The organism is Actinoplanes sp. NPDC049265, assembly GCF_043197135.1.
In the GTDB taxonomy this organism is placed as follows: domain Bacteria; phylum Actinomycetota; class Actinomycetes; order Mycobacteriales; family Micromonosporaceae; genus Actinoplanes.
This window is the reverse complement of record NZ_JBICSP010000025.1, coordinates 65,063-76,772: the sequence shown is the minus strand read 5'-3', so window position 1 is coordinate 76,772 and position 11,710 is coordinate 65,063. Positions and strand designations below refer to the sequence as shown.

General features: G+C 68.7%; 11 protein-coding genes and 1 pseudogene. 5 read left to right on the top strand and 7 right to left on the bottom strand.

The annotated features are described in order from the left end of the window. Positions 1-37: 37 nt before the first annotated feature. Positions 38-160, bottom strand: coding sequence for a hypothetical protein (locus ACGFIO_RS38805; RefSeq protein ID WP_392834844.1), 123 nt, complete (start codon positions 158-160; stop codon positions 38-40). Positions 161-226: 66 nt separating this feature from the next. Between ACGFIO_RS38805 and ACGFIO_RS38800 the strand changes: the two genes are divergently transcribed. The 3 genes from ACGFIO_RS38800 (at position 227) to ACGFIO_RS38790 (ending at position 3,818) form a co-directional block, all read left to right on the top strand. Continuing rightward, positions 227-1,798, top strand: coding sequence for a phospholipase D family protein (locus ACGFIO_RS38800; RefSeq protein WP_392834843.1), 1,572 nt, complete (start codon positions 227-229; stop codon positions 1,796-1,798). A gap of 71 nt (positions 1,799-1,869) precedes the next feature. Next, the gene (locus ACGFIO_RS38795; protein WP_392834842.1) at positions 1,870-3,171 is read left to right on the top strand and encodes a sensor domain-containing protein; all 1,302 of its coding nucleotides are present in this window, start codon (positions 1,870-1,872) and stop codon (positions 3,169-3,171) included. Next, positions 3,168-3,818: a response regulator gene (locus ACGFIO_RS38790; protein WP_392834909.1), complete on the top strand. Its 651-nt coding sequence runs from the start codon at positions 3,168-3,170 to the stop codon at positions 3,816-3,818. The genes ACGFIO_RS38795 and ACGFIO_RS38790 overlap by 4 nt, the downstream gene beginning before the upstream one ends. A 1,374-nt stretch (positions 3,819-5,192) precedes the next feature. On the opposite strand, the gene ACGFIO_RS38785 is transcribed toward ACGFIO_RS38790, so the two are convergent. Beyond that, complete coding sequence (locus ACGFIO_RS38785) at positions 5,193-5,504, bottom strand: hypothetical protein (protein WP_392834839.1); 312 nt, start codon at positions 5,502-5,504, stop codon at positions 5,193-5,195. 75 nt (positions 5,505-5,579) lie between these two features. Beyond that, positions 5,580-6,287 (bottom strand): sulfotransferase domain-containing protein, encoded by a 708-nt coding sequence (locus ACGFIO_RS38780; protein ID WP_392834838.1) that lies wholly within the window; start codon positions 6,285-6,287, stop codon positions 5,580-5,582. An 857-nt stretch (positions 6,288-7,144) separates the two neighbouring features. Here ACGFIO_RS38780 and ACGFIO_RS38775 point away from each other — a divergent pair. Together ACGFIO_RS38775 and ACGFIO_RS38770 are read left to right on the top strand one after the other, a co-directional pair. Next, the gene (locus ACGFIO_RS38775; protein ID WP_392834835.1) at positions 7,145-7,471 is read left to right on the top strand and encodes a hypothetical protein; all 327 of its coding nucleotides are present in this window, start codon (positions 7,145-7,147) and stop codon (positions 7,469-7,471) included. A gap of 294 nt (positions 7,472-7,765) precedes the next feature. Next, entirely contained in the window at positions 7,766-8,506 is a 741-nt protein-coding gene (locus ACGFIO_RS38770) for a hypothetical protein (protein WP_392834833.1), read from the top strand. Positions 8,507-8,553: 47 nt separating this feature from the next. On the opposite strand, the gene ACGFIO_RS38765 is transcribed toward ACGFIO_RS38770, so the two are convergent. The 4 genes and pseudogenes from ACGFIO_RS38765 to ACGFIO_RS38750 all read right to left on the bottom strand — a co-directional run bounded on the left by ACGFIO_RS38765 (position 8,554) and on the right by ACGFIO_RS38750 (position 11,162). Then, positions 8,554-8,898, bottom strand: coding sequence for a DUF2203 domain-containing protein (locus ACGFIO_RS38765; protein ID WP_392834832.1), 345 nt, complete (start codon positions 8,896-8,898; stop codon positions 8,554-8,556). Between the two features lie 13 nt (positions 8,899-8,911). Further along, entirely contained in the window at positions 8,912-9,382 is a 471-nt protein-coding gene (locus ACGFIO_RS38760) for a GNAT family N-acetyltransferase (RefSeq protein ID WP_392834829.1), read from the bottom strand. A gap of 199 nt (positions 9,383-9,581) precedes the next feature. After that, a pseudogene (locus ACGFIO_RS38755) lies at positions 9,582-9,713 on the bottom strand (DUF664 domain-containing protein); the annotation flags it as partial. A 216-nt stretch (positions 9,714-9,929) separates the two neighbouring features. Further along, positions 9,930-11,162, bottom strand: coding sequence for an MFS transporter (locus ACGFIO_RS38750; RefSeq protein WP_392834827.1), 1,233 nt, complete (start codon positions 11,160-11,162; stop codon positions 9,930-9,932). Between the last annotated feature and the right edge of the window lie 548 nt (positions 11,163-11,710).

Sequence of the window (11,710 nt, the reverse complement as noted above, 5' to 3'; positions counted from 1 at the left end):
CGCTGGGCGGCCGACGAGATCTTGCGGGCGACCGGCGTCAGCTGATCATCAGGAGCATCCCGGCCACGCCGGCCAGGACCAGGACGGCCATCGCGATCAGGAGGCCGCTCTCGGAGGATGCGGCGGCGGGCTGGGTGGTGGCGATCGGCTCGGAGCTCATGGTGATCTTCTCCAGGAGGGGGAGGGCCGACGTGCGGAACGGCCGAGGTCGGCTTAGGGTCTGGGCGTGCCGCTTACTGATTGGTTCCTCACCAGCGAGGAGCGCGGCAACCCTGACAGCTCCATACCCACCTGGACCGCGGGAAACACCGCCGAGCCACTGATACACGGTAAGACGTATTTCGACCGTTTGGTGGCGGAAGTGGAAACGCTCGGCGCCGGCGACATGCTGTTCTTCACCGACTGGCGGGGCGACCCCGACGAGCGGTTGCGGGACGACGGGCCGACCATCGCCGAGCTGTTCGCGGCGGCGGCCAAGCGTGGGGTCATCGTCAAGGGGTTGCTGTGGCGCTCCCACCTCGACAAGTTCCAGTACTCCGAGGAGGAGAACCGGTCGCTGGCCGACGACGTGGCCGAGGCTGGCGGCGAGGTGCTGCTCGACCAGCGGGTCCGGCGGGGCGGCTCGCACCACCAGAAGCTGGTCGTCATCCGCCGCAAGGACGGCGACGACCTGGCCTTCGCCGGCGGCATCGACCTGTGCCACAGCCGGCGCGACGACGAAGATCACGCCGGGGACCCACAGGCGGTGGCCATGGCCGAGGCCTACGGCGACCACCCGCCCTGGCACGACGTGCAGTTGCTGCTGCGCGGGCCGGTCGTCGGGGCGCTCGACCTGACCTTCCGGGAACGCTGGACCGACCCGGCGCCACTCGACCAGCACGGCCCGATCTCTACCATCAAGGACAAGCTGGACGGCGCCGACCTCAGCCCCGACCGCCTGCCCGAGCAGCCGCCCGACCCGCCCGAGCAGGGGCCGCTGGCGATCCAGGTCAACCGGACCTATCCGGCGATGCGGCCGGCCTACTCGTTCGCGCCGCTGGGCGAGCAGACGATCGCGCGCGGCTACACCAAGGCCATCAAACGGGCCCGGCGGCTGATCTACCTCGAGGACCAGTACCTGTGGTCGCGCGAGGTGGCCGAACTGTTCGCCGAGTCCATGCGCCAGCACAGCGAACTGCACCTGATCGCCGTGGTGCCGCGCCACCCCGACGTCGACGGCCGGTTCGCACTGCCGCCCAACCAGGTCGGCCGCGAGCACGCCATCTCGCTGTGCAAGAAGGCCGCCCCCGAGCGCGTGCACGTCTTCGACGTCGAGAACCATCAGGGCACGCCGGTGTACGTGCACGCCAAGGTGTGCGTGATCGACGACGTCTGGGTCTCCGTCGGATCGGACAACTTCAACCGCCGGTCCTGGACCCACGACAGCGAGTTGTCGTGCGCGATCCTGGACGAGACCGTCGACGGCCGCTCGCCCGCCGACCCGGCCGGAATGGGGGACGGCGCCCGGCGTTTCGCGCGCGACCTCCGGCTGCGGTTGCTCCGCGAGCATCTCGACGCGTCCGACATTTCGGATCTGTTGGATCCGGAGGAGACGGTACGCCGGGTGAACGACTCCGCCAACCGGCTGCGCGACTGGCATCGGGGCGGCCGCCGCGGCGAACGCCCACCGGGACGCCTGGTCCCGCACGAGACCGGCAAACTCTCCTGGTTCACCAAGGCCTGGGCCACGCCCTTCTACCAGCTCGTCTACGACCCCGACGGGCGTCCGTGGCGAGACCGCCGCAACGGCAACTGGTAGGGCTGGGCCTACCCTCACCGCTAGCGCTGGACGGCTCGTGGCGGCGGCGCCGGTTGCCTACCGTCATGGGCATGTCCAGCATCTGGCCGGCCCTGCGAACCCGGCGCTTCCTGCTCTCCGCCTGGCCCTGGCGGTCCCTGCTCTACGTGGTCACGACCGTGATCGTGGCCACCCCGGTCGCGTTGTTCGCCTGGATCCTGGCCATCCCTTGGCTGGCCACCCTCAACGCGCTGCGCGACGGCCGGGTGCCGGACGCCCGGAACTACCTCCTGATGGCCGTCTCGCTGGTGATCATCGCGATGACCGGGCCGCTGGTGGCGGTGCCGCTGGCCGCGATCGAACGGCGGCGGCTGGCGCTGGTCGACACGCGCGAGGTCCGCACCGCCCACCGCCCGGTGCGCGGCGGCGACCCGATCGCTTGGATCCGGACCCGGTACGCCGAAGCCGCGACCTGGCTCGAAGTGCTCTACGGGCTGCTGTTCACGCTGGTCGTACCGGTCGTCTACGGATTCCTGTTCCTGCTCGCCGGCATCGAACTCGCGCTGCTCAGCGCACCCCTGCTGGCCGGCTTCGGATCCTCCGCGGTGCAACTGGCCAACATCACCATCGACACGCCCGGCGAGTCGGCCATTGCCGCGCTCACCGCCCTGGCCCTGATCCCGCCGCTGGTCTACCTGTTCAGCGGGGTGACCGCCGCGCAGGCCGCCGCCGCCCGGGCCCTGCTCGGCTCGGACCGCGCGGCCGGCGCCCTGCGCGAGGTGGCCCGCTCCCGGGCCCGGCTGGTCGACGCATTCGAGGCGGAACGCCGGCGCATCCAACGCGACCTGCACGACGGCGCCCAGCACCAACTGACCAGCCTCACCCTGCAACTGGGCATGGCCCGGCTCGACCTGCCGGCCGGATCGCCCGCCGCCGAGCCGCTGAACCGGGCCCACGAGCAGGCCAAGGACCTGATGGTGATGCTCCGTGACCTCGTGCACGGGATTCGCCCGCAGGTGCTCGGCGATCTCGGCCTGATGCCGGCCATCCGCGAGCTGGCCGACCGTACCCCCCTGCCGGTCATGGTGATCGGCCCCGACGTGGTCACCCGCCCACCCGAGCACGTGGAGACCACGGCCTGGTTCGTCGCCTCCGAGGCGCTGGGCAACGTCACCAAGCACGCGGCCGCCCGCCACGCCGAGGTGCGCGTCATCTGGGACGGAGAAAATCTCGTTCTGGAGGTACGCGATGACGGCGCCGGCGGCGCCGACCCGGCCGCCGGCAGTGGCCTGACCGGGCTGGCCGACCGGGTCGCGGCGGCCGGCGGGAGGCTGCTGCTGGCCTCGCCGGCCGGTAGTGGCACGCTGGTGCGGGTGGAGTTGCCGTGCCGATGAGAGTGGTCCTCGCCGAGGACGGCGTGCTGCTGCGCGAGGGCCTCGCCGGCCTACTGACCCGCTTCGACTTCCAGATCGTCGCCGCCGTCGGTGACGCCGCCTCGCTGGTCGCGGCCGCCTCCGCCGAGGTGCCCGACCTGGTCGTCACCGACATCCGCATGCCGCCCGACCACACCGACGACGGCCTGCGCGCGGCGGTGCGGCTGCGCACCTCCCGGCCGACGCTGCCGGTGGTGGTGCTCAGCCAGTACGTGCAGGAGGAATACGCGTCGGCCCTGCTCGACACCGGCGCCGGCCTGGGCGTCGGCTACCTGCTCAAGGACCGCGTGGTCGACGTCGAGGACTTCATCACGGCGTTGCGTACGGTGGCGGCCGGCGGCACCGTCATCGACCCCGAGGTGGTGCGCCGCCTCCTGAACCGCCCCCGCGACCCGCTGAGCCGCCTGTCCGCCCGTGAACGCGAGGTGCTGGCCTTGATCGCCGAGGGCCACTCCAACTCGGCCATAGGCGCCCGCCTCTTCGTAACCGAGGCCGCCGTCGGCAAGCACGTCGGCAACATCCTGACCAAGCTCGACCTTCCGCCCGCCGAGGACACCAACCGCCGCGTCCTGGCCGTCCTCGCCTACCTCCGCTCCGCCACGCCGTGAATCTGTCCGCCCAGCGTCCTACGCCTACGCCGCCGGCCCCGACCCTGCTCGCCCGCGCAAACGGCCGAGTTCGGCGGGGACCACAGTGGACGCGCGGAATCTGAAGAACCGCGACGTCGGGCCGGCGCCGGCGGCCATGGCACCGAAACGAGCCTCACCGCAACTGGCTCGCCGCCACCAAGCCGATCGTTGCCGACATCCCGCGCGCAAACTGGAAGTACCCGCAAGGAGCTCGTGGTCGTGGCGAATGCCCCGCAGCGTGACCCGCGGCGCCCGGCACTCGTCCGATGCGCGGATCTGCCGATGTGTATCGCTCTCGCTGCGAGCCGTGATGAGGCGGACTTCGCTCTTTTCCGGTTTCAGCAATTGCCGGCCGATGACAGCAATACACGCCGCCCGACGCCGGCCGGCGGATTCCGGTTGTCAGATCGTTTCTGTAATTTCGGACGGGTCCAGTTCGACGTTTGACGCGGTTCCGGATACACGAAACAGCTCTTCTCCGAGACAGGCCGGTGGGGGTTCGTCCTGTGCGGGCGGGTAAGACATTTGCGTCGCCGCCGGATTTTGCGATCGTCGCAGGTGACGTCGCTGGAGTCGGCACGGCGACGTCCGGCACTGCGGGTCCAGCCCCAGCAACGCTAGGCGCGGCCGCCGGGTCGGTCATCGCGAGGTGGGGCGTGGCCGCCGGGTGGGTCAGGGCGAGGTGGGGCGCGGCCGCCGGGTCAATCACGGCGACGTGGGGCGCGGCCGCCGGGTCAATCACGGGGACGCTGGCAGTGGCTGACGGTTCGGTCACGGCGGCGGTTGCCGCCGTCGGCGCATCCTCGCACGCGGCCTTTTGCTCCGACGCCCCCACTCCCATCGGCGCCGCGACGTGTGCGGTCAGGTCCGGCGACCCCGCCGCCGCCCGGTGTCGAGCCGGCGGTGCTGGGTCCGGCACCCGCGGCGACTGATCTGTGTCTGCTCCAGACCGCAACCGGCGCAGCTTCGTGGCATGCCTCTGTGACAAGCCCCAGACCCGATGACGAGCATGCTCCCGGCGAAATTCCTCGCCCCCGACAGAATAGCGACGCGACGCAGCCCGATCACGCATGGCGGCCAATCCCGCCGACGTGAACAATTGAAGCTGCCGCATACCAAAAATTGTTCCGCACGCCACCCGAACCATCACACTGAACGATCACCCAGAAAGAGCGACGATTCTCACCTCCACACAGACTCGGCCGCCACAGGGGCCGCGTTCGTGTGAAGAAGGGCGCCCTCATCTGCCGTGATCCGCGCGAACGCGACGGGACGATTTTGCGCTGCGAGCCGCACTCGCGTGCCGCCGATAGTGCGCGGTAGCGGCGCTGGGCGGTGGCGGTGTGCGTCTGGTCAGCTGAGTGACGGGCGGTAGAGAACCTCGACGTACATGATCTGACCCTTGACCACGTCGAGGATCAGATAGCCCGGCTTTGATGGGCTCAAGCCGACGTTCCGATGGCCGGGACCATACGCTCCAGCCGGCTCTGGAGCGGTGTAGAAGCTCTGGCAGAAGTCGTCGTCGCAGCCGCATCGCTGCAGCACGTGTAGGGCGGTGACCTGGTTCGCCAAGTCGTCTTCGCCTTCCTCGCGGAGTGCGGTAATAAGCTCAGCCGCGAGGTGTGGCCATTGGCTGCTCACCAGTGGTGGTTCATCGGGTGTCATCGCTGACGACCGTAGTCTTCAGGCGGTCGGCCGTCGTCGTCATTCGCCGCGTTCCGCTTGTCCTTGCCGCCGGTCTCACGCACCGCCGGTGTTGGGCCGGTCGTAACCGAGCAATTTCATCGCGGCTTGGTTGTCGGGCCGGGACCAGAACAACTGGTGCAAGTCGGCGGGCAGTTCGTCTTGGTGGCTTCCGACACGACCTCGGCGGAAAAACCGGTGGTCGTGTCGTCGCAACTCATCGAGAGACGGGATGGTCGCGCTCGGCAGCATAGCTAGGGCGGGAGCGACCCTGGTAACGGCGTGTTCAACGGCGGCACGCGGATCCCGAATCAGGTCTTCGTATCGCAGCATGACGCGGTGCTGTGCCGGCGGTCGCAGCCAGCTGAGTACGTTGCTTCCCCAGCTGCCGGCACTGACGGCGCCGACTCGAAGAATTTTCGCGCGCAGTTCGGCCTCGTAAGTGCTCGGGTCGTCTTCGCTCGCCTGCCTCGCCCACGAAACCAAAGCGTCTCGGCCGTCGCGGACTAGGCAGATCGCCGGGTCGTGCTCGTCGATGTCGGCGTCTCGCTGCCGGTGAGTCTTGATGAAGTGGATCGCGTCGGACGCCCGCACGTCCGCGACGCTTCCCGGTCGGTCGGTGTACCCGATCAGCTCTTCACCAAGGCGTTCGGCGACACCGTCAACGTCATAGACAGTCGAGGCACGGATGCCGTATAGGCGGTGAAGGATGATGCGCAGAAAGGTGTTGCCGGAGCGAGGGAACGATGCGACCCATACAAGCATGTCGGCACTGTAGTAAGTCGCAGACGGCGGTATCGAGCAGCGCGGCACAAATGGCCCCGGGCCGCCTGCGGCATCTCCGGCATCCTCATCTGCCGCGCCAAGTGCGCGCCGCTGTCACGCTCAGTTGACGCGACGGACAGGACTTTCGACGACGCGAACGGACTCGGCAAGGCCATGAAGCGTCGCTCGGCGCCAGCCTGTTGAGCTACGTAGTGGTCTCGAAGGCCGCAGATCGCCGGACCAGGTCGGCCAACAGCGCACGCTCGGTGGCGCCCGCCACGCCTTCTATGCGTAGGTGTCGGTGGTCAGGTACGACTCCAGCCACGTCAGGTGCTCGCAGGTCTCGTCCTTCAGCGCGTACTGGGGCGGTTGGCCGGCCAGGGTGAGACGGATCGTCATCACCAGCGCATCCAAGGATTGCTGGGCACCACCACCTCGGACCGCCTGGTGGACGCCGCCGGTTTACTCAGACGATCAACGGCAGGAACTCGACGCAGACCGGCTCGCCTATCGGGCCGTCACCCGGTCGCCGGAGCATGAGCTCGCCCAGACCCCCGCAGCGGCGTCCATCGGGGCGCTCACACTCCTGGGCAGCCTGCCGCCATACTCGCCGTGCATCGCACCGAACGAGCGCAGTTCGTCCGCCTCGGGCACAGCCATCCACCCGCGAGAACCAGAGCGGCCCTGATCCTCGGCCACAGCGGCGAACAGGAGCAGAACCTGGCCCGGATGTTTCTGGGCAACCTTCTAACCGCCACCGATGCGGCGTCAGACTTCACACGTTCGACGCGCACCGATTCGCCGTCGACCCGGCCGTACAGACCTCGCAGCCGGCTGAATACCTACGCACGATCGAGGTGCTGGACACCCTGCAGTGCCGGTCGCCGTCCACGCTCGTCGAGGACTTCGCCAGAGTGAAGCCATCCTTCGAGCGGGGCGCGCAGCACGCGGCTCACGGCCGGCTCCACGATGCCCTATCCACGTGGGGCGTCGACGAGACCACGGCCGACCGGCTGTGCGAAGACCATCGGGCGTTGACCTTCCATTCGCTGCTCGAGACGCTGCGTCGCAGCCTCGCGGAGCGGGATGCCCCCAGCGAAGACCTGCTATGGGCTTCCGTCTCCGCCGCAAGGCTGGCCGAGGCCGCGATGGCTGGCCCTGGATCGCCTACGACGTCCGAGTGATTCCTCGTCGGTTACGGGCTGAGATCGCGGGTCGGGTGGCGTGCCGCGCTCGGGAGGACGGATCAGCCAGGCGCTCGAACGGGTGCGAATGCTCAGGCTCCTCCGGGCAAGGCACCGTGGTCGCCCTGTGACAGCGAGCCCCCATTCGAAGGGTCCCGCTGGCGGCTCGATGACCGACAGGCTGGCCTCGACGCTGCCGCCGCGGCCCACCACATCACCGACGGCCGCACCGCGCCCACGCCTGTGCCGCTTCATGTCCCCGGGCGGCGAGCCTGCCCAGCGTGACGCGCCGCGGTGCCGGAAAATCGGCCCGTGACGACGACACCTCTCGCTTGGCAAGCGGTCGATGCCTCACCCTCGCTGCACTACTACCTGGTCGGCGACCGTGGTGGCGAACCGGACGGGTTGCTGGTGGAGGAGTTTCTGCTGGCGGTGGACTACTCCTCCGCGGGGCTGTTGAGCGCCTTCTGGAGCCGGCGCGAGGGACGCTGGCGCGACGGCGCGGACACCAGTCGGCGACTGCGCCTCGATGCCGGTTTGCGGGCCCGGGTGGTCCCGACCGGCCGGGCGGGGGCAGCGGAGTTCTATCGCGACCTGTGTGGTGTCGAACTGCCGGATGAGGCCGCGCTGCGGGCGGGCTTCGGTGCCCTTCCCGACCCGCCTGCGCCCCTGCTGCGTCTGGGCCGGCCCGAGGCCACTCCGGGATTCCGTGAGACGCGGGTCTACCGGATCTTGTTTGTCGACGAGTTGACCCAGGACGGCCTCGATGCGCTCAGCGATGCGTGGCAGATGCCGATCACCGGTGACCTTGCCGATCCCGACGTTCGGGTCTTGGGCGCGGTACGCCGGCAGGTGTCCGGTGACGCCTTCCGGTGGGATCTGCGCCGGGTCGCCGCCGGTGCCGCCTGGGGTCTGGACGTGACCTGCGACCTGGCCGGCGAGCGCGCCGAGGCGATCGGTGTGCTGCTGCGCGGCCTGACGACGCAGATGCGGCAGCAGGGGCTGATTCCCGTCACCATCGACCGGTTCCGCTGAACCCTCAGCCGACCGGGTTCCCCAAACTAAGTCTCCGGACGCCTCCCCTAAAGTCGGCGGCGGCCGGCGAAGCCCAGGTCGGCGCGGTGGTACCAGCCCAGCTCGGTGTCGCCCTCCAGCCAGCACAGCAGGATCGGCACGCCGTCGCGGTCGGCGGGGAAGTCGACCAGCAGCGGGGCGACGCCCTTGAGCTCGGCGCCGGTCTGCTGGACCTCGGTCATCAGCTCGTTGAGCCGCGCCTCGGCCGCCTTCCGCTCCGGCAGCCCGCCCAGCGGCGTCGGCGTCCCCGAGGCCAGTTCCACCATGTCGGCACGCACCGTGACGATCTCGTCGAGCACTGGCCTCAACCGGGCGAGCTCGTGCCGCGCCTCGTCAACCGTGAACAACCCCATGCCGCCCATCCTGTCACTCCAGCCGGAGCACTCGTTCGTCGATCTCGGCGCGGCGCGCGTTGGCGTAGCCCCGGCCCGCCCCTACATCCTCGAATCCGGCCTTGGCCAGCACCCGCAGCGACGCCACATTGTCGGCGGCGGCCCGCGCGACGATCGGCCGCGTCGTCACCTCGTCCAGCATCAGCCGCACGGCGCGCCCCGCGATCCCCCGCCCCCAGTAGGCCCGATCGACCCAGTAGGTGATCTCGGTGTCGCCTTCGATCTCGAACGTGGCAATGCTCCCGACCAGCTCGCCGTCCAGCGTGATCGCCCGCTCGACCACATCGGGGCGCGCCCGCACCCGCCGCCGATGCGCGTCGAACGCCTCCCGATCATCCGGATCGGCCGCGGTGAACGCCGCCATCCACACCGCCTCGGGATCCCGCTTGTGCGCGAAGAACGCATCCTCATCCGCGTCGGTGATCTCCCGCAACGCCACGTCCATGCCGCCCCCTCGTCGTGTCCCAGCATGATGTCGCAGCCCACGCCATCCCGCTGGCCCGATCTTCGACTTCACGATCAAGAGCATGATGTCGTAGCTGGGTGAGTGGTGCTGACCGCAGCTCCCGCCGGGCCGGGCGCGCGGCTCCAAGGCCGCGGGGCGGCCAGAACAGAGCCGCGCACCCTTCACTCTGCGTAAGTGGTCACCCTCCAGGCGCTACGCGACGTCGGAGTCCGCGCGAGCCGTCGAGGGTCTCGCGGATGATGTCGGCGTGCCCGGCATGGCGAGCGGTCTCCTCGATCATGTGCAGCATGATGATCACCTGAAACCAGCGCTGCTCGCACGTCGCGGCGTGTTTGTACAGGCCGAGCTCCATGAGGCCGGAGCCGGATCTCGTCAGGCTTCCGAAATCTCAGCGTCGCGACGTTCGAGCTGTCCACCGCCACGAGCAGCTTGAAGTATTTCATCGGCTTTGAGGCCGCCTGTCGGCGTACGGTTAAGAGTGGCTCTGGCAAGATTTTCGTAGCATGGGTTGTGGAGTTCCGGTCCATCAGTCGGCGGCCGACTTTTCAATGGGCACCAGGACCGGCGCGGTCTTGCCGGCCGGCCACCAACGTGCGCCGACTGCCGCGATGACCAGCGTCAGTAGCCCCGCGGCGGACACGATCAAGAAGCCGACTGTTCCGCCCCGGTAGGTGGCGAGCGCGCCAGCGGCGGACAACCCGATGGCCTGACCGCCCATGAGGCTGCCGTCCACGACGGACATGCCTTCGTTCATGCGTTCCTCCGGGGTCAGCTCCTGCAACAGACCCAGAGTCGTGATCACGGTCGGCGCGCTGGCCGCGCCGACGAGGATCGTCCACATTCCGAACAGCACCAGGTTGCCGCCGATGAGCAGGGGGGCGGGCAACAGGCAGGCGCACTGGATGGCCGTGACCGTGAGGGTGCGACGGCGGATGTCGCCCTTGAGCTTGAGCGTGCCGTAGAACAGGCCGGATAGGCAGGAGCCGAACGCAATCAGGGCCAGGAAGATGCCGGAGTACGACCGGGAACTGTGCATGGAGACGTAGGTAACCGTGGCCAGTTCCATGGCGCCTACACCGAGGCCCACGATGGGGAAAAAGGCCATGGTGGAAGCGATGTGGGGCACCATCAGCCGGCCGCGCTTCTGGCCCTCCTTGATCGCGACCGGGACTGGTTCGGTCGTGCGCTGCGCGGCGAACAGCAGGGTTCCGATCAGGAGCAGGGCGTTCGCGGCGTACATCCCTGCGGCCGGGCCAATCGCCCCGCACAGCAGTCCGGCCGCAGCGGGCCCGGAGACGAAGACGACCTCGTCCACGATGCGCTCGAACGAGTTCGCGGTGTGCATCATGTCCGGTTGATCGCGGTAGATGCGAAGCCACCGGGCCCGCGCCATGGTCGACACGAACGGGCAGGTGGCCGAGAAGGCGTAGGTGACGTAGATCGCCCATGCCGGTGCTTCGTACTGAGCGCAGAGCACGGTGCCGGTGCACGCGGCGACCGATATCACCGTGGCCGGCACGGCGACCCGTGCCTGCCCGTAACGGTCCACGAGCCGTCCCACGAGAGGTGTGCAGACGGCCATAGCGATGAGGCCGACCGCCGCCACCCGGCCGGCTGTGGAATAGGACCCGTTGGTATGAACAATGAGAAGCAGAATGCTTACCCCGTACATACCCATGGGGTACCGGGCGACAATTCCGGCGAGGGTGAATGCCGCACTGCCTTTCGCCGAGAACAGTTGGCGGTATTGGCCCAGCATTGAAAGTACTCCTATTGACAGGTGCGTTATCTGCGGTCGAGAGGGCGTGTTCAGACTTATAGCCCTCTGAGATCTCTGAGCGACCTGCGGTGTGGCGAGGGATGAACAAGTCCGCTCAAGCCCTCATGTCGTGATCGCGGGGTGACGGCGGCGCAGAGACTCGGCTCGGTGCATCAGGTCACGGCGGGTGAGTACCTCGCTTCTCCGGCCGATCGAGTCACGGTGCACGCACATGCCAAGTTGAAGACTTCACCGGGTTAGCCCAGGAGGCGCTTGCCGTTACTGGTCTGTAGGGGGCATGTGCTTTGTCCGGACCGTGCCGGGGCCGTTGTCTGTCGAACCCACGCCGATCATGGTGTCCGGTGCCTCAAGAACTTGTCCACCCGATTTGCTCGCCTCTGATCAGCCGGCGTCTCGTTCGAGCACAGAGGGAAAGGAGCAAAGTTAGGCACCCGTTCACTCATTGGTAGCCGCAGATAGCGTGCGGTCGGTGGACACCGCCGCCGACCAAGCGGGAGGGGTGGCTACGCTCAGCGATCAGCGGTAAC